The following is a 22,736-nucleotide window of genomic DNA, read 5'->3' on the forward strand; positions in this document are numbered from 1 at the left end:
GCTTTGTCTTATATCCGGTCGACGGGGTCTCGCCGACATATGCAGGGTTACGGCGAATTTGCGTCAAAGCACAAACGATCATATTTCAATTCGGCCATGAGATAATCTAATCTCGCTTCATGGATCGTCCTCAACTTCCCCTGAACGCCCTGCGTGCCTTCGAGGTGGCCTCGCGCCATCTGAACCTGACCCGTGCCGCAGTCGAGCTTTGCGTGACGCAAGCGGCGTTGAGCCATCAGATCCGAGGCTTGGAGGAACGCCTTGGGGTCACCTTGTTCCGCCGCGTTCCGCGCGGGCTGGTGCTGACCGAGGAAGGCATCATGCTGGCCCCGGTCCTGACCCGGATTTTTGACGAAATGTCCGGGACGCTGGACCGCTTTTCCACAGGACATTATCACGAGACCATCAATCTGGGCGTTGTCAACAGCTTTGCCGCGGAATGGCTGATCCCGCGCATCCCGGATTTCCAGCGGCTTCATCCTTCGATAGATCTGCGTGTCCATACCAACAACAACCGCGTCGACCTGGCGGGCGAAGGGCTGGATCTTGCGATCCGCTTCGGTGACGGAAGCTGGCACGGCGTGGCGGCGACAAGGCTGATGAGAGGCGCGATGATGGTGGTTTGCAGCCCCGGACTGGCCGACCGCCTGCGCAATGTCGAGGATCTTTTGTCTATGCCCTTGCTGCGGTCCTACCGCGCGAATGAATGGGAGCGGTGGTTCGCCATCCACGGCCTTCCGGCGCCACAGCTACGGGGGCCGGTCTTTGATACCTCTCTGGCCATCGCCGAAATGGCTGCCCGGTCCCACGGGGCCGGGCTGGTGCCTGTCGCGCTGTTTTCATCCTGGATCGAGTCCGGACGGTTGGTCCGGCCGTTCGAAGCCCTGCTTACGGCAGGCGACTATTGGCTGACACGTTTGCATGCCAATCCGGAATCCACCGGACAAGGGGCGTTCCGGGAATGGCTTGCGTCAAGCTTCGGGACGGAGGCATGATGAGATATTTAGGCCAGCGCATTATCAATAGCGATTGAAGCGGCCCTCAGTATTTCTGAGGCACATACAGTTCGCGTGGCAAGACCTCGCGCTCGTAATCGGGGTTGAACACCCGGTTGGGCAGCGTCACCTCCTCGTGCGGCACCTCGGTATAGGGGATCAGGCTCAGCAGGTGACTCATGCAGTTCAGTCGGGCGCGCTTCTTGTCGTTGCCGGGAACGATATACCAGGGCGCCTCGGGAATATTGGTGCGTTCGAACATATCCTCCTTGGCCTTGGTATAGGCCTCCCACCGGACGCGGGACTGCAGGTCCATGGGTGAGAGCTTCCACTGTTTCAGCGGATCGTGGATGCGAATCAGGAATCGCATCTGCTGTTCCTCGTCGGTGATCGAGAACCAGTATTTCACCAGACGGATCCCTGACCGGACCAGCATCCGCTCGAATTCGGGAACGTCCTGAAAGAACTGTTCCACCTGATCCTCGTCGGCGAATCCCATCACCCGCTCGACCCCGGCGCGGTTATACCAACTGCGGTCGAACAGCACGATTTCGCCGCCCGCGGGCAGATGCGGAACGTAGCGCTGGAAATACCATTGCGTCTTTTCGCGGTCCGACGGGGCGGGAAGGGCGACGACCCGGGCGACGCGGGGGTTCAGGCGCTGCGTGATCCGCTTGATCGCGCCGCCCTTGCCCGCCGAATCGCGACCCTCGAAGATCACCACCACCTTTTCCTTGTGATAGCTGACCCAGTCCTGCAGCTTGATCAACTCCGATTGCAGGCGAAGAAGCTCGTGGAAATATTCCTTCCGGGGCAACTGGTTGGGATGGTGGCTGCGATAGATGCGCTTGATCTCGGCCGAAAGGATGGCGTCCTCCATCTCGATTTCGACATCCTCGTCGATCGTGTCCTGAAGCTCGGCTTCCAGCCAGTCCCTGGGTTGTTCGCTCATGATCCTCTCCGGCGTTTCGTTCCCCCGTTTAAGGCGGAAATGTAACGGAATTACGGCCCCGTCCCGGGCATTCCCCGTCTCAGCGCCCGAACCTGAAGGCGCAGCCCCGGGTGACGGCCAGCACGAAGCTGCCACCGCTTCCGGAATCGACCGTGCCGCACCATTCGCCGCCCACGGTGAACAGGCTCCTCGTGCCGCTGGCGGGGCGGTAGGCGACCCGGCGGCCATTCACGTCGAACAGGTTCAGAACGCCGCCGGCATTGGTCGCATAATAGCCCAGAACGCCACCATCGGCCGTGATGATCAGCCGCTTTTCATTCGCCGGATTCGAGGGGCGGTTTTCCCATGCAGAAGGGGAGTTTGCCGTGTTCCCGGCCGAATTCCACGACGCATTGGGCGAGTTCGACGGCTTGGCAGGATTGTTCGCCGGATGGCCGGGACCAAGATCGAAAGGAAGCTGATTGCGGTCAAGGATGATCAGGGGGGCATCCGCGATGGCTGGTGCCGCGCCCATGATCAATGCAGAAAAAAGGGCTATGAGGCGAAGCATCGGTCCTCCCGGGGCGGATGCCCCAAATCTGCCCGAAGCCGTGTCGAAAAGCCAGCGTTCCGGATGTCACGCTGTGCGGAGCGCGGCAGTCAGCCTGTCCCACTCTTGCGAATTGCCGGGTATTCCAAGCCGCAGCCAGCGATCGGAATAGGGAAAGCGCCGGGTCCAGATATGTGCGCGGGCAAGCCGGTCCTGCGCTGTCGCTGCATCCCCGGTGTCATAGAGGCGAAACAGATGGGTGCCGCCAGCGGGCTGCCAACCCGCCGCCATGGCAAGGCGGTCAAGGCGCAGGCTTGCTTCCGAATGATACATTACCGCAGTGTCGGCCCAGATATGGTCGGCCATGGCGGCCGCGCCGATCTCCAGGGCGGGACCGCTGACGGACCATGGCCCCGCAGCCTCGGCGATCTGCCGAAGCAGGGCCGGCGCGGCGATGACAAAACCAAGGCGCAACCCCGCAAGACCCCAGAACTTCCCGAAACTTCGCAGGATGATGGCATTCTCCGGCAACAAGGGGGCAAGCGACAGGTCGGGGCGAGGATCGGCAAAGCTCTCATCGACGATCAGGTGGCCAGTTCGTGCCGCAAGCGCCGCAAGGGCTTCGGGCCGCCATTCGCGGCCATCCGGATTGTTCGGGTTGACCACGACGGCAAGATCGGCTCCGGCCATGTCCTCGATCCGCGCGGCTTCGCCGATCTTCCAGCCTGCGGAGCGCAGACTGGCGGCATGCTCGTTATAGCTGGGCGCAAGGATGGCGGCCCGTCCGTGCGGCAGAGTGCGTGGTATCAACTGAATGGCCGCAGATGCTCCCGCAACCGGCAGAACCAGCGAGGGATCGCAGTGAAACCAGCCTGCGGCCACCTCGGTGAGGCGGTGCCGTGCGGCGGCTGTTGGCAGGGCATGCCAGACATGATCATTCAACGGGGCGACAGGCCAGGGGCGGCGATTGATTCCCGTGGAAAGGTCAATCCAGTCACCGGCACCATAACGAGTCGCCGCCACATCGATATCGCCGCCATGGTCACGCTGCATCTTGTGCCTTTCTGACAGGTCGCCCCAGGGAACCGAAAGGGCCAGCCGGGGATTGTTACAATGCGACAGATATTTTCCCTTTACAGCAGAGGCAATCCGAACCACGATATATTGTAAGCGCTTCACGGCGATCCCGCCCGGTGTAGAGGTCGCCACAACGCTTAGCGGTCGAAGAATCGCTTTGGCAGTCAGGCAGGAGACAGGTATGGCACATACCGGCGAATTTATCCCTAGCGACGACATCCACCCTATCGACATCGTTGAAACGGTCGCCACGCATCACGAATGGGACTTCGACCGATTGGCCGATGACCAGATCGCGATGATCGTCGAAGGCCAGTGGCGCAGCTATTCGCTGACGCTGGCATGGTCCCCGGGCGAGGAGATGCTGCGCCTGATCTGCACCTTCGACATGGACCCGCCGGCCGAACGGTTGCCGGCGCTCTACGAGATGCTGAACCTTGCCAATGATCAGGTCTGGGAAGGGGCCTTTACCTTCTGGTCCGGTCAACGGCTGATGGTCTGGCGCTATGGGCTCGTGCTCGCCGGCGACAACCTGGCCACGCCCGAACAGATCGACGAGATGATCGGCAATGCGCTGAGCGCCTGCGAACGCTATTACCCGGCTTTCCAGATGATCGGTTGGGCCGAATCTTCCGCGACCGAAGCGCTGGACATCGCCATAGGCGAGGCCTACGGACGGGCATGAGGGGACATCCGGTCCCCGCATGACAGGAGGGGAGCGGATGAGCGATTTCGACGATATCAACGCGCGCGGCCTGGTCTTGGTCGGTTGCGGCCGGATGGGTGGCGCGATGTTGCGGGGCTGGCTGGCACAGGGCCTGCAACCCGGTGCGGTCACGGTGATCGACCCGAAAATTGCACCCGAATGGCTGGACATGGGGCTGCGCGTGAATGCGCCGCTGCCCCATGACCCGGCAGTGCTGGTATTGGCGGTCAAGCCGCAGATGATGGCCGATGCCTTGGGTGAATTGCCGGTGCTGAAGGATACGCTGGTCGTCTCGGTCGCGGCGGGAACGATGATTTCCACCTTCGAGGGGGTCTTTTCCGGTGCTGCCATCGTCCGGGTGATGCCGAACACTCCCGCAGCGATTGGCAAGGGGATTTCCGCGATCATCGGTAACGCGGTTGCCACGGCGGCGCATCTCGATCTGGCCGAGGCGCTGATGGCTGCGGTGGGGCGCGTGGTGCGCTTGGACAGCGAGGATCAGATGGACGCGGTTACCGGCCTTTCAGGCAGCGGCCCGGCCTATGTGTTTCACATGATCGAGGCAATGGCCAAGGCGGGCGAGGCGCAGGGGCTGGCCCCGGCGCTGGCGCTGGAACTGGCGCGGATGACCGTCGCCGGGGCAGGGGCGCTGGCCATCGATACTGACGAGGATCCGGCGGTGCTGCGCGAAAACGTGACCTCACCGGGGGGGACCACTGCAGCGGGGTTGAAGGTGCTGATGGATGCCGATACGGGGCTGCCGCCGCTGATAGCCCGAACCGTCGCGGCGGCGACGGAACGGGGGCGTGAACTGGGGAAAGGCGCGAAATGACGATCAGTTTCGACGATTTCCTGAAAGTTGATATCAGGGTTGCGACCATCATCCGCGCCGAACCTTTCCCCGAGGCGCGCAAGCCCGCCATAAAGCTGTGGCTGGACCTCGGAGAACTCGGCGAGCGCAAATCCTCGGCCCAGATCACCCGGCATTATCAGCCGGAACAGTTGATCGGCAAGCAGGTGCTCTGCGTGGTGAATTTCCCGCCGCGCCAGATCGGGCCGGTCATGTCTGAGGTGCTGGTTCTGGGTGTGCCCGACAGTGACAGTGAAGTGGTGTTGATCCGGCCCGATCTCGAGGTGCCGAACGGGGGGAGGCTCTATTGATGAAGCTCTTGGTGACACGACCGATGACCGAAACCGCGACGAAGGCGCTGGAGGCACGGTTCGATACGGTCTTTCGGGACAATACCCCGATGATCGAGACCGAGGCGGGGGCGGCATTGCGTGACTATGACGCGATTATTCCGACCTTGGGGGACGCTTTCACAGCCAGGACCTTCGAGGGTGACTTGCGCTGCCGGATCCTCGCCAATTTCGGGGCAGGGTATAATCATATCGACGTGGCGGCGGCGAAGGCAGCCGGGGTGGCCGTTACCAATACGCCTGATGTCGTGACCGATGCCACCGCCGATATCGCCATGGCGCTGATCCTGATGACCATGCGCCGCGCGAGCGAGGGCGAGAGATTGCTCAGGGCGGGACAATGGACCGGCTGGAACCCGACCCAGCTTCTGGGGGGCAATGTCACCGGGCGGACCGTGGGTATCATCGGCATGGGCCGGATCGGCAAGGCCATCGCCCGGCGGTGTCATCTGGGCTTTGGCATGCGGGTGGTATTCCACAACCGCTCGACGGTATCGGCGCTGGACATTCCGGCACGGCAGATGCCGGGACTGCACGAGATGCTGCGGGCTTGTGACATCGCCGTGGTGGCGGTGCCGGGCGGGGTTGGGACGCGTCACATGATCGGCAAGGCGGAACTGGAGGCTCTGGGCCACAGATCCTACCTGGTCAATATCGCCCGCGGCGATGTGGTCGAGGAGGCCGCACTGATTTCTGCCCTGAACGAGTGCGTGATCGCGGGGGCGGGGCTGGATGTCTACGAGCGCGAGCCAGAGGTGCCGCAAGCACTGATCGACGCTCCGAACGCCACGCTGCTGCCGCATCTGGGGACTGCCACGGACGAGGTGCGCACCGATATGGCGATGCGTGCACTCGCCAATCTGATTGCCTTTACCGAAGGGCAGCACCCTGGCGATCTGGTCAGCTGAAGGGGCCGCCGATGCTCTATGCCTATGTCACCCGCAACGGCCGGATCACGCGGCTGGAAAAAGGGGCCGATCTGGAGCAGGCGATCTGGATCGACCTGATCCAGCCCGGCGACGAGGAGATCGACAGTTTGCGGGCGATAGGCGTTCCCGTTCCCAGCCTTGCCGATATGGAAGAGATCGAGATCTCGAACCGGCTTTATCGCGAGGATGGGCTGGATTACATGACCGCCGTTCTGCCCGGTGAGCGTGCCGATGGCGACCGTGCGGCTATGCCCGTCAGCTTTATCCTGTCGATGCAGCGGCTGGTGACGGTGCGCCACCATTCGCCGCGCCCTTTCCTGACATTTCCCGACCGGGGAGAGCGTTCGACGCTTGGCTGCGGCAGCCCGGATCGGTTGTTCGTGGGGTTGCTGGAGGAAATCATCGCCCGGCTGGCCGATATCCTCGAAGGCTCCGGCAGGGTGCTGGACGACACGATGTCGGGAATATTCGAGCCCCGCGCCAGCAGCATGGGCTCGGATCGGCTGCAAGCCGCCCTGCAAAGGGTCGGGCACGAGGCCGAGTTGCTGGCACGGGTGCGCCTCGGGCTTCTCACGGTCGAGCGTATCCTCGCATTCTATACCGCCATCATTGACGAACGCCCCGAAGCAGAGCGGCTTCGCCCGGTGGTCCGCTCGCAATTCCGCGATGTTCAGGCACTTGAGGTGCATGCGGATTTCCTGTCTTCGCGGGTCAGCCTGACGGTGGACACGACGCTTGGCATGATCAATCTGCAGCAGAACAACACCGTCCGCGTGCTGTCGGTCGTGGCGGCATTGTTCCTGCCGCCGACGCTGATCGCCAGTATCTATGGCATGAACTTTACCGATATGCCCGAACTGGATCAGCCATGGGGTTATCCGATGGCGATTGGCCTGATGATCGGCACTGCGGTCGGAATCTGGTTGCTGCTGCGCTGGAAAAACTGGCTATAGGGTCCGTCCGGCCCGGCCGGAAGCGGCTGTAACCCTTCTTCTTTGTTCAAATACCTTCTTGTGTGCCTGCGGCACGAGACCTGCCGGTGATGTGGCAGGTCCCGGTTTGGGGCTCAGTGCAGCAGGCGCTGCTTGACCATGGCGCCCACGGCTCCGAAATCCATCTGCCCGGCATGGCGCGCGCGCAGTTCGGCCATTACGCGGCCCATGTCGCGGATACTGGATGCGCCCAGATCGGACACCACGGCGTCCACCGCCTGTGCGACCTCTGCGTCATCCAGCTGGCGTGGCAGGAACTCCTGCACGATCTTGATTTCTTCCTCTTCCTTCTGGGCAAGCTCCAGGCGTCCGCCTTCCTCATAGGCCTTGGCCGATTCCTGGCTTTGCTTGACCATCTTCGAAAGGATCGCAATGAGGTCGGCATCGCTCAGCCCGGCCTCGTCGCCGCCTTCTCCGCGTGCGGCAATCTCCCGATCCTTGATGGCCGCAGAGATCAGGCGCAGCGTCGAAAGCCGCGCGTTGTCCTTGGACTTCATCGCCTCTTTGGTGGCGGCTTGCAATTTGGCTCGCAGTTCCATGACTGACTCCCGGGATGATCCCATATGCCTCGGGCCCCGTGTCGGGGCCGGCGGAAAGACCGGGATCTAGGGAAAACCCGCGCATAATTCAAGCCATCGCAGCGATCGGCAAGGATGCCAGCGCTTGACCTTGCCCGCCGCCACCCCTATTCACCGGCTGATTTCACGACAGAGGTGCCGACATGGCCAAAAAACCCACCGCCTGCCTTGTGCTTGCCGACGGGACCGTGTTCTACGGCCGAGGCTTCGGAGCCACCGGCGAGGTCGTGGCCGAACTGGTCTTCAACACCGCCATGACCGGTTATCAGGAGATGATGACCGATCCCTCCTATGCCAGCCAGATCGTCACGTTCACCTTCCCGCATATCGGAAATACCGGGATCACGCCCGAGGATGACGAAGCACAGGACCCGATCGCCAGCGGTATCGTCGTGCATTGGGATCCGACTGTGCCGTCCAACTGGCGCTCGGCGGGCGAGTTGTCCGGCTGGATGGAACGGCGCGGCCGAATCGGTATTGGCGGCGTCGATACAAGACGGCTGACCCGTGCGATTCGGCAGCAGGGCGCGCCGCATGTGGTGCTTGCCCATGACCCCGAAGGCAATTTCGATCTGGAGGCGATGGTTGCCCGGGCGCGTGACTGGAAGGGGCTGGTCGGGCTTGATCTGGCCAAGCAGGTCAGTTGCGCGCAAAGCTATCACTGGGATCAGGGAAGCTGGGAATGGGGCGAGGGGTTCGGTGCAAGCCCCGAGGACAAGCCTTTCAAGGTCGTGGCGCTGGATTACGGCGCCAAGCGCAACATCCTGCGTTCGCTGGTGGCGCATGGTGCCGATGTCACCGTCTTGCCCGCGACGGCCACCGCTGAGCAGGTGCTGGCCCATCAGCCCGAGGGGGTATTCCTGTCGAACGGTCCCGGAGATCCGGCCGCGACGGGCGAATACGCAGTGCCGATGATACAGGAATTGCTGAATCGCGACCTGCCGATCTTTGGTATATGCTTGGGGCATCAGATGCTGGCCTTGGCCTTGGGGGCGCAGACGGTCAAGATGAACCACGGCCATCACGGCGCCAATCATCCGGTGCGGGACAACGAGACCGGTAAGGTCGAGATCACCTCGATGAACCACGGTTTCGCGGTCGATTCGCAAACCTTGCCAAAGGGCGTGATCGAAACGCATGTCAGCCTGTTCGATGGCAGCAATTGTGGCATCCGGGTTGCCGATAAGCCGGTCTTCTCGGTCCAGTACCATCCCGAAGCCGCGCCGGGACCGCAGGACAGCATGTATCTGTTCCGCAGGTTCATCGAATCGATGCGTAGCCGCAGAAGCTGATCCGACCAGCCAGCCGATTAACCGGTTTTTAGGCGAAGCCATGTGAAGAACGGGTGTTCCAGAAAGGACATCCGATGACCGGTTTCAGTCGCGCAGCACCCCCTGCAAATTCGTTATCCCCCGATGACGGGGGATGTCTAAACGCTACGAGGCTGCCGTCCGCGAAATGCACTCTGGGACAGTGCCTGCTTGATGAGGGTGCGGTTGATCCCGCCCATCTGATAAAGGCGGCGATGATGCGGCATCGGCATGATACACCGCTCGGACGGATTCTTCTCGCTCATGGATGGGTGACGCCCGAGGCGTTGGCCCGTGCGCAGTCCCGGCAATGGGGCGTTGATGTGATCGATCCTGTCGCAAGCCCGCCCGATCCACGCCTGATCGATGCTGTTGGGGCGGCCCACTGCCTGACCCACAATATCCTGCCCTGGCGCCGCATGGGGAATATCACCTGGGTTGCAACCTGCGACCCCGAGCGCTTTGGCGACCTGATCAGGATGCTTCCGGCCGAATTCGGAACGATACGCATGCTGATTTGCAGCGAAAAGCAAATCCATGCGGCCATCCTGGCGATTCGCCGGACCGAGCTGATCCGCATGGCTGAAGTCTGCGTTCCCGCTACCGAAAGCTGTCGGACAAGAAAGCACAGGATGCTTGGCGGTGTTTATCTTCTGGCCGCCAGCATGGTGATATTGGGGTTCTGCTTGCTTCCGGTTGCGATGCTGAGGACTTTGGTGGCGATTGCCGCAATAGGACTGATCGCGCAGGCCGGATTGAAACTGGTTTGTTTCGTGACGGCGTTGTGGACATCCTGGAAGGATCGACGGTGCAGGAAAACGCTGATCGACGAGGAAGCAGGGGCTATGGAAATGGCCGTGCCGCTGCCTGTCATTTCTGTCTTGGTACCGCTGTTTCAGGAAAGCGATGTTGCAGAGCAGCTGGTCGCACGTTTGTTGCGACTCCGGTATCCGCGGGAGCTTACCGATATCGTGATGGTGGTTGAAACCGGCGATGAGGTCACCAAGGACGCATTGGCGGTTGCCGATCTGCCGCACTGGATTCGCGTGATCGAGGTGCCGGATGGTCCGATTCGCACCAAGCCCCGGGCTTTGAATTACGCTCTGGGCTTCTGCAGGGGGGAGGTTATCGGCATCTGGGACGCCGAGGACCAACCTGATCCCGACCAGTTGCATCGTATCGCGCGGCATTTCAGCTTTGCTCCGCCCGAGCTTGGCTGCCTGCAGGGGGTGCTGGACTACTACAATCCGCAAACCAATCGGTTGGCGCGCTGCTTCACCATTGAATATGCCGTCTGGTTTCGCGTCCTGCTGCCTGCCTTCGCCCGATTGGGGTTCGCGATTCCCTTGGGCGGCACGACCTGCTTTTTTCGCCGCGAGGCTCTGGAAGATGTGGGAGCCTGGGATGCGTGGAACGTGACCGAGGACGCGGATCTGGGGATACGCCTTGCTCGTCATGGCTGGCGGACGGAGGTTGTCGCGACCACCACGGAGGAAGAGGCGAATTGCCGCCCCCTTGCCTGGATCAGGCAGAGATCGCGCTGGCTCAAGGGCTATGCCATGACCTGGGAGGTGAACATGCGCTCTCCCCGGCGATTGTGGCGTGATCTTGGCCCGTGGCGTTTCTGTGCTTTTCAGGTCCAGTTCCTGTTCATGCTGACACAGTATCTGCTCGCGCCGGTTATCTGGGGGTTCTGGCTGCTATCCATGGGGATATCCTATCCGCTTCGGGAGGCGCTGCAAAACACGTTCGGGGCTGTGACCTTGTCCGTCCTGCTTGGGATCCTGATCGGTTCCGGGGTTCTGGATGTTGCCGTTGGGATTTTTGCGGTTCGCAGGCGGAAACATCGCCATTTATTGCCATGGGTGCCGATGATGCAGCTGTATTTCCCCTTGGGATACGTTGCCGCGTGGAAGGCGTTCTACGAAATGCTGAAATGCCCCTTCTATTGGGACAAGACCGCGCATGGCATCTTTGCCGCGACCACGCCGCAGAATGTTCCGATGACTCCCCCCGATACTGTCCTTTTGCCGGTGATGGGGCAAATCGGCAAATCCGAACAGGCAGAAGCGGTAGGCGTGATCACAGGGCGGAACGGGGAGGCGGCGAACAGCGCCATCCATTTGCCTCGGGCGGGGTAGATGGCCTCAGCTATCTGCCTCCTTCGTATCGTCAGGCAATTCGCCTGCGATAAGCTCTGCGGTATGGGAGGAGATATCGTTCAGCCGCGATGCAAGCTCCTGCATATTCGCGCAACCGCATTCACGCAGCAGGAACTCCCGTCCGCCTTGGCCGACCTCGTTAATATTCATTGTCTTTTCAGCAAGTAAGCGCCCGGAGGCATGCAGTCTCCAGAGGAAGCGATGGGCCGATGAAAGCTTATCGGCGGTAGTCGCCGCCAGCGTCCCCGAACGGCGCCCTGCCTGCAACTGGGCAACCGAGGCACGGGCCGGATCACCTGCGCGTAATGCGCAGGACTGGGCGATCAGGTCGATATCCTGCAATCTTCCGGGGCCGATCTTCGTTTCCCATGATCCGCTTGGGGATTTCGCCGTGAAAATCCTTTCCCGCATAGCCGCGAGATCGGGCATCACGCGCGGATCCTGTCCGCGGTCCCGCAGCACCGACAGGCGCAGCGCCTCGACCTGATCGGCCAGGTCGGGTGCATGGTCGCCCGCCATCGCCACGACGCGGGCACGGGTGAGGGCCAGATGTTCCCATGTCCATGCCTCGGTCATCTGGTAACTTTTGAAACTCTGCACCGAGGTTGCCACCGGCCCTTGCCGGCCCGAGGGACGCAGCCGCATATCGACCTCGTATAGCCGCCCCTCGGCGGTCGGTGCCGAGATCGCGGTGATCATCGCCTGAGTAAGGCGCGAGTAATACGGCCGTGCCGCCAGAGGGCGTGGTCCATCGGAGCCATCGACCCCATCGGCGTCGTAAATCACGATCAGATCGAGATCCGAGCCGGCGTTCAATTGCCGTGCGCCCAGGGAGCCCATGCCCAGTACCACGGCGCCCCGCCCCGGCGGCGGCCCATGACGACGAGCGAAATCGGCAGTGGTCACGGGCATCATCGCCGAAAGGCAGGCATCGGCCAGATCGGCATATTGGCCTCCGGCCTCATCCGCGTCGATCAGGCCGCGCAAATGATGCACGCCGATGCGGAATTGCCATTCGTGCGCCCACCGTCGGGCGGTATCCAGCGCACGCTCGTAACTGCCATCCGGACTCGACAGTGCCGATTGCAAGGCTCGTGCCAGTTCTTCGCGCAAGGCCTGCACGCCCGGCCACGGTGCGAAAAAACTGCCTCCGAGGACCGCATCCAGAACCGCCGGATGACGCGCAAGATAGCTGGCCAGTCCCGGCGCCGTGCCGCAGATGTCAACGATCAACTCGATCAATTGCGGGTTGGCATCGAAAAGCGAAAACAACTGAACCCCCGCCGGAAGCCCTGCGAGGAAGCTGTCGAAACGCAGCAGGGCCTCGTCCATATGCCCCGACCGCGCCATGCGGGACAGCAATTCGGGCTCGACGCGCTTGAATATCTCGCGCGCACGGTTCGAGCGTATCGCGGGATAGCCTTGCCATCGCGCGATGATTGCCTGCGCTTCCTCGGACAGTTCGGGCCGTTCGCGGCTGTCTTGCGGGGCAAAGAAGGATTCGGTCAGTTCATGCACCCGTTCCAGCCGCGATTTCAGCCGGGTGGACCACGCATCCACGTCGCTTTCGCCCATCATTGCCGCGATTACCGCCAGACCGTCGCGATCCTTGGGCAGGCTGTGGGTCTGCGCGTCATTCACCATCTGGACGCGATGCTCGATATCGCGGTGCTCGCGATAATGTTCGGTCAGTTCCTGCGCGACATCTTCGGGAATCCAGCCCTTTGCCGCCAGTGCCGCCAATCCGCCCATCGTATCGCGTTGCCGCAGGTCGGGGTCGCGTCCGCCCGCGATCAACTGTCGGGTTTGGGTGAAAAACTCGATCTCGCGGATACCGCCCTGACCCAGCTTCATGTTATGGCCGGGGACGTCCAGCCGTCCGCCCAGCCCCTTGTGATCGCGGATGCGCAGCCGCATGTCATGGGCATCCTGAATGGCGGCGAAGTCCAGATGCTTGCGCCAGACGAAGGGGCGAAGCTCCTGCAGGAATCGTTTTCCCGCCACGATATCGCCCGCAGCCGCGCGGGCCTTGATGAAGGCGGCACGTTCCCAGGTGCGGCCTTCGGCCTCGTAATAGGCCAGCGCGGCAGAGACCGAAATGCAGACCGGAGTCACCGAAGCGTCGGGGCGCAGGCGCAGATCGGTGCGAAAGACATAGCCATGGCCGGTCACGTCGGACAATGTGGCGGCCATCTTGCGGGTGGCGCGGATCAGCGCGGCGCGGGCCTCGAACTGGTCATCCGCGGCATAGGCAGTATCATCGTAAAGAACGATCAGATCGATATCCGAACTGTAGTTCAGCTCGCACGCGCCGCCCTTGCCCATCGCCAGCGCAAAGATTCCGCCCGCATCCGCATGTGTCTTGGGCAGCTTGCCGCGCCTGATCTCATGGGCAACATGCACCCGCAGCGCCAGATCCACGGCACGATCAGCCAGGTCGGACAGCGCGCCGGTGACCTCTTCCAGCGTCCAGACTCCGCCCAGATCGGCCAGCGCCGCGAACAGCGCCACGCGGCGCTTGGCCCGGCGCAGCGCAACGGCCAGTTCTTCGGCATCAAGTTCCTCGAAGGCTTCGGTTTCTCGGCTGACCACCTCCTCGTGCCGTAAGGCATCGGGCAGCCAGTCGGCCTCCCGCTCCAATAACCCGGCAAGATAGGGACTGGTGCCTGCCACGCCCTCGATCAGATCCCGCACGGGCCGGGGCAGGTCCGAGAACAGTTCGCGGGCTGATTCCGCCCGGCTCCGGTCCAGCGGCAATGGTTTGCGAGTGATACGGGTTGCGAAATCCATGCCGGTCACACTATCCAAAGCCCGCCCCTCGTCAACGCGCAAACATTGCGTCCGTTAACCCTTTCGGTGCTTGGCGTGCCCGGGAATCGTTGTTAGGCTCTGGCTGACACAACCTTCCGACAGGATTTCCCTGCCCATACGCGCATGATCGGCACTGACACGCAAATAGACCATATCGGACACGCTTGATGCGCCATACCGTTCCGCACGCGCCCCAGTTCTATGTGACGGCTCCGCAGCCCTGCCCCTATCTGCATGGCCGGGCGGAGCGGAAGCTGTTCACGGCTCTTCAGGGCGAAAACGCGGCGGAACTGAACAACGCGCTTTCCCGGCAGGGTTTCCGGCGCTCTCAGAATGTTCTTTACCGGCCAAGCTGCGAAAGTTGCGTGGCCTGCATGTCGGCGCGGATACGGGTGGCGGATTTCGATCCTTCCCGGACGCAAAGGCGGCTTTTGCGGCGCAATGCCGGGTTGACGCGGGTGAACATGACCCCCTGGGCGACCGAGGAACAATACGAATTGTTTCGTAGTTACCTGGATTGCCGCCATGCGGATGGCGGCATGGCGGATATGGATGTGTTCGAATTCGCAGCGATGATCGAAGAGACGCCGGTTCAGACCCGCATCATCGAGTATCGCTGCGACGGGGCCGTGCCAGAGGATCTCGCCAGGGGCGACGACCATCTGGCAGCAGTCTGCCTGACCGATGTGCTGGATGACGGGCTGAGCCTCGTCTACAGCTTTTACGATCCCGCACTGCAATCGGCCAGTCTCGGGACTTATGTCATCCTCGATCATATCGAGATCGCGCGTTCGGCGGGGCTGCCCTATGTCTATCTGGGTTATTGGGTGCCGGGCAGCCGCAAGATGGATTACAAGGCCCGGTTCTCGGCGCTCGAGATATACAAGGGCGGTGTCTGGCAGAGCATCGGGCGGCCGCAGGATCATTCGAACGAAACCCATCCCCTGTCGGTCGATCCTATTGTCGAACAGGTCGCGCGCATCTCTTTGCCGCAGTTCGATCGCTGAGATTCCTGCTATCTCGCGAAAGAAAATTTCAATTTCGGGGCGGTTGGCGTCATTTTTACCGTCGAATCCCATTGACCCTTCCGACCGGCGACCATAATTTGCGCCGACGCGGCGGCGGGCCCTGCTCGTGCGCCGCGAGATTTTGTCAGATGGAGTAGAGAAGATGTCCCGAATCATGACGGGTGCGAGAATGGTCATCGAAGCGCTGCGCGATCAGGGCGTCGATACCGTATTCGGCTATCCGGGCGGGGCGGTGCTACCTATTTATGACGAACTTTTCCAACAGAATGACATCACCCATGTGCTGGTGCGCCACGAACAGGGCGCGGTGCATATGGCCGAGGGTTATGCCCGCTCGACCGGCAAGCCAGGGGTGGTCCTGGTCACATCGGGGCCGGGCGCGACCAATGCCGTGACCGGGCTGACAGATGCGCTGATGGATTCGATTCCGCTGGTCGTTCTGTCGGGGCAGGTTCCGACCTTCCTGATCGGCACCGATGGTTTTCAGGAGGCCGACACCGTCGGGATCACCCGTCCCTGTACCAAGCATAACTGGCTGGTGAAGGACACGGCCAAGCTGTCGGAAACCATCCACAAGGCATTCCATGTCGCCACCTCGGGTCGTCCGGGGCCGGTGCTGATCGACATTCCCAAGGATGTCCAGTTCGCCGAGGACGCGTATCAGGGACCGAAGCAGATTGATCCTCCGCGCTATCAACCCGTGCGCAAGGGCGATGTCACGGCGATCACCCGGCTTGTCGAACTGATCGAACAGGCCGAACGCCCGATCCTGTATACCGGCGGAGGAGTTATCAATTCCGGCCCCGGCGCCAGCCAGTTGCTGCGCGAACTGGCCGATGCGACGGGCATCCCGGTTACCTCGACATTGATGGGGCTGGGTGCCTATCCCGCCTCTGGCAGGAACTGGATCGGGATGCTGGGAATGCATGGCCTCTACGAGGCCAATCTGGCGATGCATGGCTGCGACCTGATGGTCAATATCGGCGCGCGTTTCGACGACCGGATCACCGGCAGGATCGCCGAGTTCAGTCCCGGCTCCGTCAAGGCGCATATCGATATCGACCCGTCCAGCATCAACAAGGTGATCCATGTCGATATTCCCATCATCGGCGATGTCGGCCATGTGCTGGAGGATCTGCTGAAGATCTGGAAGTCACGTGGCCGCAAGGTGAATACGGCGGCGCTTGGCAAATGGTGGGAACAGATCGAGGGCTGGAAGAGCAAGAACTGCCTGTTCTATCGCGGCAGTGACACGATCATCAAACCGCAATTCGCCTTGGAACGGCTGGAGGCACTGACCAAGGGGCGTGACCGCTATGTCACCACCGAGGTGGGGCAGCATCAGATGTGGGCAGCCCAGTTCCTGCATTTCGACGAGCCGAACCGCTGGATGACTTCGGGCGGGTTGGGAACGATGGGATATGGTCTGCCTGCCTCGATCGGCGTGCAGATGGCCCATCCGGAATCGCTGGTCATCAATGTCGCCGGTGACGCGAGCTGGCTGATGAATATGCAGGAAATGGGAACCGCGGTGCAGTTCCGCCTGCCGGTCAAGCAGTTCATCCTGAATAACGAGCGGCTTGGCATGGTCCGGCAATGGCAGCAATTGCTGCATGGCGAACGCTATAGCCAGAGTTGGTCGGACAGCTTGCCCGATTTCATCAAGTTGGCCGAGGCCTTTGGCTGCAAGGGCGCGCAGGTCCAGGATCCGAAGGATCTGGATGACGCCATCCAGCAGATGATCGATTATGACGGGCCCTTCATCCTTGATGTGCTGGTCGAGAAGCATGAGAATTGTTTCCCGATGATCCCTTCGGGCAAGCCGCATAACGAGATGCTGCTGGGCGATGCCGAAACGCAAGGGGCGATACAGGGGGCCGGTGCGGCCCTGGTCTGACCATCTGCGGGCGGGGGCCAGCCAGCCTCCCGCACCCCCGGGATATTTACATGAAGAAGAACAGGGGCGAATCATGAATGCGTTGAACATCCAGAAGGGCGCGTCGAGTCATTCGGCCTATGATCTGCGCGATCCGAATGCACAGGTCGAGGAAAGCCATACCCTGGCCGTGCTGGTCGAGAACGAACCGGGGGTACTGGCCCGCGTGATCGGGCTTTTTTCGGGGCGCGGCTACAACATCGATAGCCTGACCGTGGCCGAGGTCGATCATACCGGGCATCAATCCCGGATCACGATGGTCACCAGCGGCACACCGGCGGTGATCGAGCAGATCAAGGCCCAGCTTGGACGGATCGTGCCGGTGCATGACGTGCATGACCTAACGGTTGAAGGGCCTTCGGTCGAGCGTGAACTGGGCCTGTTCAAGGTCCGTGGTCAGGGCGACAAGCGGGTCGAAGCCCTGCGCATCGCCGAGATCTTTCGCGCCAATGTCGTGGATTCGACCTTGGAAAGTTTTGTGTTCGAGCTGGTGGGGACACCTTCCAAGCTGGATGCTTTCGCCGAGTTGATGCGCCCCCTCGGGCTGGCCGATCTTGCCCGGACCGGGGTTGCGGCTTTGGCGAGAGGGGCTTGAAACATCCTTCAGTAGGGCGCGTCGCCCTGGAAGCCGTGTCGGGTCAGCCGCAGCGGGCTTTGCAAGGGGGGCAGGTGTAGTCACAAACGGGAAAGGCAAGGCTGGTGCAGTCCGGATTGTAGGGGCATCGCAGTTCCTGTGGAATCGCACCGCCTTTTTCCTGCGGAACATGCGAGACATGCCGGGCATGGCGCAGCTTTCCGATGACTTCATCCTCAAGTTCGACCAGATCGCCGGGCCTGGGCCAATAGGATGGATCCCGTAGCTGATCGCGCCCTTCGAGATAGACCAGAGACGCCTGATCCTCGCACCAGATCACGGCGCTCTCGCTTTCTTTCCTGTCCCAGATGACCACACCGATCATTGGTATCTTTTCCCCTTTAGCGGCAGCCTGATACATGTTTCCGCTGCGAATCCCCGCAGGTCATGACTTAGCAGGCCAGTTCTGAATGCATCCTTAACAGGCAGCCGGTAATCGCGGTTGCGTGTTCATCGATGCCTGATCCGGCGATAAGGCACCTGTCGCAGATATTCAACCTAAAGGAGAGTGACCTTACGCGAGGTTATCCCAAGGTTCACACCGCTTCAGCCATGCACGGCAATATCATGCATATGAGCTCTAGCGCGTTCTTCCGTATTGGACATCCGCGATTGCGCGTTCGACCTGGGCAAGTCTTGCGGCTCTTGGTGGATGGGTGCCAAGCACGCGGTTACCCGGATCAGGCAGGCGCTCGAAGAAGCGGGCGCCGTTTCTTGGGTCAAAGCCCGCATTCAGCGTAATGATCGCACCCAGGTAATCCGCCTGAAGCTCCCAATCCTGGGAATAATAGCGCGATCCGACCGAGGCGCCGATCTGCTGTGCCGTCGCGATCGCCGATTCGTTGCCGCCATAAACCGAGGCGATACTGCCAAGGATTACCGCACCAGCCGTTGCCGCGCCCGCCTTGCGGTCGAGATGGTTCAGGATGTGATGACTGGCCTCGTGCCCGACGACAAAGGCGATCTCATCGGCATTGCGGGTCGCTGCGATCAGGGACAGGGTAAAGCCGATGATCGGGCGGCCATTGTCGTCGATGGTCTGGAAAGCGTTCGGTTCCAGTCCCGGCCGATCATCGACGACGAACTGGAAATCGCAATTGATCGGCTGTGTCCGCCGTTGTAGGCATTCGCGCTCTACCGCAGGTTCCATGCGGCGCATCACGCTGACAAAGGTTCGCGCGGCTGTATCCGGAGAGGTGATCGTCGCCGGTGCCGGTTGTGGTTGGATCACAGCCGGGCGCGTCGGCGCGGTTTGCCCTTCCGGCGGCAGCGGAGCACAGGCCGACAGGATCGCGAATCCCGCCAGAACTGCCGCAGCAAGTTTTGCTTTGCCCAAACCTCTGCTCATCCTTATGTATTCCTCGTCCCGCCTGACGCGATTGATCCACCGCTTGATTGCCACTTTATCCCGGTGCTGCGGTCGTGCAAGCCCCGACCCTTGCCCGTTCAGCCGTTTCACGCGATTGTCGGTCGAACCAAGGAGGCCCAGATGTTCACCATCGAGCATGATTTCGACGCCACGGTCATTACCCTCATCGACGAGACAGGGCCGAATACCCGTCCGCTGAACGAGGATGTGGTGATTCTGACCTTCGACGACCGGGTGATCGTCGAACAGATGAATGCCGATGGTGAAGAGGTGGCCCGTGTCACCTTCACGATGCACCAGCTTGCAGAGTTGCGCCTGGCGCTGAACCTGCCGGAAGGGAACTACCGGATCGAGAAGGACAGCTAATCCAGCCGGAAGACCTTGTCGCGCGAAGTTACTCCACGCAAAAGGGTCAGTCGCGATTTCGCCACTCCCAGGGATTTCGCGAGCAGCTTGACCACTGCGGCATTGGCCTTTCCATCTTCGGGCGGAGCCGTCACATGAACCCGGATTTCGTCACCGTCGATGCTGATCGCGTTACGTCGCGCCCTTGACGTCACGCGCAGACGAATTTCGCTGCCCTCATGGGCCAGATGGCTGAGATCGGTCATGTCCAGCAGAATGCTGCCCCGGGCGGTCTTTCGCAATCCCTTATGCCTTGCACAGCAATGCGGGCTCTGGGAAAACCGCCTACGGTTCCCTATCTGTGACCGCTGAAGGAGATGCTCATGGAATACCGCAACGAGGCGGCACTGGAGTTTTTGGCGACCCGCCGCTCGCACCCGCCGAAGCTGCTGACCGAGCCCGGGCCAAGCCGTGATCAGGTTCAGGAACTGCTGACGCTGGCGGCTCGCACGCCCGATCACGGCAAGTTGGAGCCATGGCGGTTCCTTGTGCTTGGCCGCAGCAGGTTGGATCGGCTTCAGCCGCTGTTGCGGCAGGAAGTCTTGAATGACGGACAGGATGAAGCAGCGGCGGATAAGGCGGCATCGGCGTTTTCCTCCCCGGTGATCGTCGCAGTGATCTCCTCTCCAGTGGATAGCACCAAGATTCCCCAGTGGGAGCAGGTGCTTTCTGCCGGGGCCGTTTGCCTGGGGCTTGTGAACGCGGCGCTGGCCTCGGGTTGGGGCGCGGCATGGCTGACGGGTTTCGCCGCGACCAACGATGACTTCGCACGTTCGCATCTGGGCTTGCGGGACGGGGAGCGGGTGGCAGGGCTGGTTCATATCGGCACGCGGGGCAACACACCTCCCGAACGGCCCCGCCCTGATATCGCCACAAAGACGAGCTGGCTGGAATGATTGTTACAAGCGCATTGTTTCGTGCATGGGGCGATCTGCTACGTCCCCGGATCCTTTCGCTGGTGCTTATGGGAATTGGGCTGACGATCCTGCTGTTCGTCATCCTTCAGGCCGGGGCTTTCTGGCTGATCCGGGCATTCACACCCGGCAGTTTCAGCCTGCCCTGGATCGGCGCGATTGACCTCGGCAATACCCTGTCGTGGAGTTCTCTGGCCCTGTTCCCGCTGATGGGAATCTTCCTGATGGCCCCTGTTGCCGCTGGTTTCTGCGGCATCTTCGCCGAACGCGTCTCGGAAGCGGTAGAGCAAATCCATTACCCTTCTGCCGAGGGGCAGCCAGTAGACTTACTGGACGGGCTGCTGGAATCGTTGGCGTTGGTGGCCGCCGTGATCGGTGTAGCGGTCCTGTCGCTGGTGCTGACGCCCTTTCTCGGGCCATTTGCGCCGGTCCTGTTCTATGGCGCGAATGGCTGGCTGCTGGGGCGGGAATTCTTCCAGATGGCGGCACGGCGGCATCTGCGCGGGCCTCAGGCGACGGCTTTGCGCAAGCAGAACAATGGCAAGATCACTATTGCAGGGGTGATGATTGCGATTCTGCTGACCGTGCCCGTGGTGAATATCGTCGGACCGCTTCTGGCCGCAGCCGCTTTTACCCATCTGTTCCACCTCATCCGCGGAAGAACAGGTCGAAGCTCTCCAGTTCCTCGCGGCTGATCACACCGCCCAGGATCACCCAGGCAATGACGGCCCATATTGCGGCAGAGATCACCGTGGTCCAGATCACTTTCCGGGCGGGTTTGAAATCGGCCGGAGCACCTGCCGGGGTGCCGGGGACGATCTCTCCGGCATCGGCCTGCGATTTCTGACCAATCAACACGACTATGAACAGGGTCAGGAACCACAGCACGGCATAAAGAACGATACCACCTGTAAGATTCATCAGACCTGCTCCAGCTCTATCAGGCAGCCGTTGAAATCCTTGGGATGCAGGAACAGCACCGGTTTGCCATGCGCTCCGATCTTGGGTTCGCCATTGCCAAGAACGCGGGCGCCTTCGGCCCTGAGCCTGTCGCGTGCGGCAAGAATATCCTCCACTTCAAAGCACATGTGATGAATACCCCCGGAAGGATTCTTTTCGAGAAACCCTTTGATCGGGCTGTCATCACCCAAGGGGTAGAGCAATTCGATCTTGGTATTGGGCAGTTCGATGAAAACCACGGTCACGCCGTGATCGGGTTCGTCCTGCTGGGGGCGGACGGTCGCGCCCAGCGTGTTCTCATACTGGGCCGCCGCTGCCTTCAGGTCGGGCACGGCAATGGCAACATGGTTAAGGCGTCCGATCATAGCAACCTCCGTTTGCCTGTTTTCTAGGCCCTGTGTAACGGAAGTGAAAGTAAAACCCGACGCGGTTAACCTGACTTTAGCATCCGGCAAACACACTTGGCCTGTCTCCACAGAATCGCGGGGTGAAAGAGATGTTGTCAGAAGTTGCGGCGGAAGCGGGTGCTCCCTTGCCGATGGCGAGGGTGACGCCGCCCGGTCGTCCCTTGGCCGGGTTGACAGTGCTGGTAGTCGAGGATTCGCGCTATTCGAGCGAGGCCATGCGGTTACTATGCATGCGTTCGGGTGCGCGGGTCCGGCGGGCGGACTGCCTTCGTTCGGCGTTCCGGCATCTGCAGGCCTATCGTCCAGACGTGGCGATCATCGATCTGGGACTGCCTGATGGCGACGGTGCCGACTTGATTCGCGACCTTGCGCATGCCACGCCACGGGTTGCGGCGATTGTCGGTATCTCGGGCGATCCAGGTTTGCATAATACCGTGCTTGCGGCCGGTGCGGACGGTTTCCTGGCCAAACCGGTAGAGAGCGTGGCGATCTTTCAGCATGCGGTGATGTCGATCTTGCCTGCCAACCTGCGCAGTTGGAGGCCGACCGCTGTTTCCGATGACATGATTCAACCTGATAACGCGAGCCTGCGTGAAGATCTCGCCTATGTGGCGGAAATCCTGTCCCGTGCCAGCGATCCAAACTGCATTGACTACGTCGTCCGCTTTCTGTGTGGAGTGGCACGGTCAGCCCATGATGAGCCACTGCAAGAAGCCGCTTTGGCGTTGGCGGGTGATCTTCGGAAGGGATATGCAATCACTGCCAGTCTCGCAGGTATCAGCGCCATGGTTGAGGACAGGCTTGCCCGAACCATAGCGCATTAGGGCAGACCGCTTTCCGAC

Annotated in this window: 25 protein-coding genes; 15 read left to right on the plus strand and 10 right to left on the minus strand. The window is 61.4% G+C overall.

What is annotated here, in order from left to right:
- Window positions 1-119: 119 nt before the first annotated feature.
- Window positions 120-995, plus strand: a complete 876-nt coding sequence (locus C9E81_RS16880) for a LysR family transcriptional regulator (protein ID WP_122113526.1) — start codon at window positions 120-122, stop codon at window positions 993-995.
- A gap of 46 nt (window positions 996-1,041) precedes the next feature.
- Here C9E81_RS16880 and ppk2 read toward each other — a convergent pair whose 3' ends face one another.
- The 3 genes from ppk2 to cobD form a co-directional block, all read right to left on the minus strand.
- Window positions 1,042-1,947 (minus strand): polyphosphate kinase 2, encoded by a 906-nt coding sequence (gene ppk2, locus C9E81_RS16885; RefSeq protein ID WP_122113527.1) that lies wholly within the window; start codon window positions 1,945-1,947, stop codon window positions 1,042-1,044.
- Window positions 1,948-2,026: 79 nt separating this feature from the next.
- Window positions 2,027-2,497 carry a hypothetical protein gene (locus C9E81_RS16890; protein ID WP_122113528.1) on the minus strand — a complete coding sequence of 157 codons (471 nt, stop codon included), beginning with the start codon at window positions 2,495-2,497 and terminating at the stop codon, window positions 2,027-2,029.
- A gap of 66 nt (window positions 2,498-2,563) precedes the next feature.
- Window positions 2,564-3,529 (minus strand): threonine-phosphate decarboxylase CobD, encoded by a 966-nt coding sequence (gene cobD, locus C9E81_RS16895; protein WP_122113529.1) that lies wholly within the window; start codon window positions 3,527-3,529, stop codon window positions 2,564-2,566.
- A gap of 205 nt (window positions 3,530-3,734) precedes the next feature.
- Here cobD and C9E81_RS16900 point away from each other — a divergent pair, with 205 nt between their 5' ends.
- From C9E81_RS16900 to C9E81_RS16920, 5 genes are read left to right on the plus strand one after another with little or no spacing between them, the layout of a single operon-like run.
- Window positions 3,735-4,238 (plus strand): type III secretion system chaperone family protein, encoded by a 504-nt coding sequence (locus C9E81_RS16900; protein WP_122113530.1) that lies wholly within the window; start codon window positions 3,735-3,737, stop codon window positions 4,236-4,238.
- Window positions 4,239-4,275: 37 nt separating this feature from the next.
- Window positions 4,276-5,091: a pyrroline-5-carboxylate reductase gene (gene proC, locus C9E81_RS16905; RefSeq protein WP_122113531.1), complete on the plus strand. Its 816-nt coding sequence runs from the start codon at window positions 4,276-4,278 to the stop codon at window positions 5,089-5,091.
- Window positions 5,088-5,420 (plus strand): tRNA-binding protein, encoded by a 333-nt coding sequence (locus C9E81_RS16910; RefSeq protein ID WP_122113532.1) that lies wholly within the window; start codon window positions 5,088-5,090, stop codon window positions 5,418-5,420. Before proC ends, C9E81_RS16910 begins: the two co-directional genes overlap by 4 nt.
- Window positions 5,420-6,367 (plus strand): 2-hydroxyacid dehydrogenase, encoded by a 948-nt coding sequence (locus tag C9E81_RS16915; RefSeq protein WP_122113533.1) that lies wholly within the window; start codon window positions 5,420-5,422, stop codon window positions 6,365-6,367. Before C9E81_RS16910 ends, C9E81_RS16915 begins: the two co-directional genes overlap by 1 nt.
- Window positions 6,368-6,378: 11 nt before the next feature.
- Window positions 6,379-7,341: a magnesium transporter CorA family protein gene (locus C9E81_RS16920; RefSeq protein WP_122113534.1), complete on the plus strand. Its 963-nt coding sequence runs from the start codon at window positions 6,379-6,381 to the stop codon at window positions 7,339-7,341.
- 113 nt (window positions 7,342-7,454) lie between these two features.
- Here C9E81_RS16920 and C9E81_RS16925 read toward each other — a convergent pair whose 3' ends face one another.
- A complete protein-coding gene (locus tag C9E81_RS16925; RefSeq protein ID WP_122113535.1) occupies window positions 7,455-7,919 on the minus strand; it encodes a GatB/YqeY domain-containing protein in 465 nt (154 codons plus the stop codon).
- A 182-nt stretch (window positions 7,920-8,101) separates the two neighbouring features.
- Here C9E81_RS16925 and carA point away from each other — a divergent pair, with 182 nt between their 5' ends.
- Window positions 8,102-9,250: a glutamine-hydrolyzing carbamoyl-phosphate synthase small subunit gene (carA, locus tag C9E81_RS16930; RefSeq protein ID WP_122113536.1), complete on the plus strand. Its 1,149-nt coding sequence runs from the start codon at window positions 8,102-8,104 to the stop codon at window positions 9,248-9,250.
- 236 nt (window positions 9,251-9,486) lie between these two features.
- A complete protein-coding gene (locus C9E81_RS16935; protein ID WP_243698700.1) occupies window positions 9,487-11,409 on the plus strand; it encodes a glycosyltransferase family 2 protein in 1,923 nt (640 codons plus the stop codon).
- 6 nt (window positions 11,410-11,415) lie between these two features.
- On the opposite strand, the gene C9E81_RS16940 is transcribed toward C9E81_RS16935, so the two are convergent.
- Window positions 11,416-14,220 (minus strand): [protein-PII] uridylyltransferase family protein, encoded by a 2,805-nt coding sequence (locus tag C9E81_RS16940; protein ID WP_122113538.1) that lies wholly within the window; start codon window positions 14,218-14,220, stop codon window positions 11,416-11,418.
- 188 nt (window positions 14,221-14,408) lie between these two features.
- On the opposite strand from C9E81_RS16940, the gene C9E81_RS16945 reads away from it, so the two are divergent.
- From C9E81_RS16945 to ilvN, 3 genes are all read left to right on the plus strand, one after another.
- The gene (locus C9E81_RS16945; RefSeq protein WP_122113539.1) at window positions 14,409-15,248 is read left to right on the plus strand and encodes an arginyltransferase; all 840 of its coding nucleotides are present in this window, start codon (window positions 14,409-14,411) and stop codon (window positions 15,246-15,248) included.
- Window positions 15,249-15,411: 163 nt separating this feature from the next.
- Window positions 15,412-17,166: an acetolactate synthase 3 large subunit gene (locus C9E81_RS16950; RefSeq protein WP_122113540.1), complete on the plus strand. Its 1,755-nt coding sequence runs from the start codon at window positions 15,412-15,414 to the stop codon at window positions 17,164-17,166.
- A 73-nt stretch (window positions 17,167-17,239) separates the two neighbouring features.
- The gene (gene ilvN / locus C9E81_RS16955; protein WP_122113541.1) at window positions 17,240-17,800 is read left to right on the plus strand and encodes an acetolactate synthase small subunit; all 561 of its coding nucleotides are present in this window, start codon (window positions 17,240-17,242) and stop codon (window positions 17,798-17,800) included.
- Window positions 17,801-17,843: 43 nt separating this feature from the next.
- On the opposite strand, the gene C9E81_RS16960 is transcribed toward ilvN, so the two are convergent.
- Entirely contained in the window at window positions 17,844-18,164 is a 321-nt protein-coding gene (locus C9E81_RS16960; RefSeq protein WP_122113542.1) for a hypothetical protein, read from the minus strand.
- 255 nt (window positions 18,165-18,419) lie between these two features.
- Complete coding sequence (locus tag C9E81_RS16965; RefSeq protein WP_122113543.1) at window positions 18,420-19,187, minus strand: M48 family metalloprotease; 768 nt, start codon at window positions 19,185-19,187, stop codon at window positions 18,420-18,422.
- 141 nt (window positions 19,188-19,328) lie between these two features.
- On the opposite strand from C9E81_RS16965, the gene C9E81_RS16970 reads away from it, so the two are divergent.
- Window positions 19,329-19,574 carry a hypothetical protein gene (locus tag C9E81_RS16970; protein WP_122113544.1) on the plus strand — a complete coding sequence of 82 codons (246 nt, stop codon included), beginning with the start codon at window positions 19,329-19,331 and terminating at the stop codon, window positions 19,572-19,574.
- Here C9E81_RS16970 and C9E81_RS16975 read toward each other — a convergent pair.
- On the minus strand, window positions 19,571-19,819 hold the full coding sequence (locus C9E81_RS16975; protein WP_208021214.1) for a DUF167 domain-containing protein: 249 nt from the start codon (window positions 19,817-19,819) through the stop codon (window positions 19,571-19,573). The two genes, C9E81_RS16970 and C9E81_RS16975, sit on opposite strands and share 4 nt — an antisense overlap.
- A 117-nt stretch (window positions 19,820-19,936) precedes the next feature.
- Here C9E81_RS16975 and C9E81_RS16980 point away from each other — a divergent pair, with 117 nt between their 5' ends.
- Together C9E81_RS16980 and C9E81_RS16985 are read left to right on the plus strand one after the other, a co-directional pair.
- Window positions 19,937-20,509, plus strand: coding sequence for a nitroreductase family protein (locus C9E81_RS16980; protein ID WP_122113545.1), 573 nt, complete (start codon window positions 19,937-19,939; stop codon window positions 20,507-20,509).
- Window positions 20,506-21,222, plus strand: coding sequence for an EI24 domain-containing protein (locus C9E81_RS16985; protein ID WP_243698701.1), 717 nt, complete (start codon window positions 20,506-20,508; stop codon window positions 21,220-21,222). The genes C9E81_RS16980 and C9E81_RS16985 overlap by 4 nt, the downstream gene beginning before the upstream one ends.
- Here C9E81_RS16985 and C9E81_RS16990 read toward each other — a convergent pair.
- Both C9E81_RS16990 and mce read right to left on the minus strand, forming a co-directional pair.
- On the minus strand, window positions 21,176-21,448 hold the full coding sequence (locus tag C9E81_RS16990; RefSeq protein WP_122113546.1) for a DUF1467 family protein: 273 nt from the start codon (window positions 21,446-21,448) through the stop codon (window positions 21,176-21,178). The two genes, C9E81_RS16985 and C9E81_RS16990, sit on opposite strands and share 47 nt — an antisense overlap.
- The gene (mce, locus tag C9E81_RS16995; RefSeq protein WP_122113547.1) at window positions 21,448-21,852 is read right to left on the minus strand and encodes a methylmalonyl-CoA epimerase; all 405 of its coding nucleotides are present in this window, start codon (window positions 21,850-21,852) and stop codon (window positions 21,448-21,450) included. Before mce ends, C9E81_RS16990 begins: the two co-directional genes overlap by 1 nt.
- 173 nt (window positions 21,853-22,025) lie before the next feature.
- On the opposite strand from mce, the gene C9E81_RS17000 reads away from it, so the two are divergent.
- Complete coding sequence (locus C9E81_RS17000; protein ID WP_243698710.1) at window positions 22,026-22,718, plus strand: response regulator; 693 nt, start codon at window positions 22,026-22,028, stop codon at window positions 22,716-22,718.
- Window positions 22,719-22,736: the final 18 nt, after the last annotated feature.

The sequence above is a fragment of the Paracoccus alkanivorans genome (genome assembly GCF_003697785.1).
Taxonomy (GTDB): Bacteria; Pseudomonadota; Alphaproteobacteria; order Rhodobacterales; family Rhodobacteraceae; genus Paracoccus; species Paracoccus alkanivorans.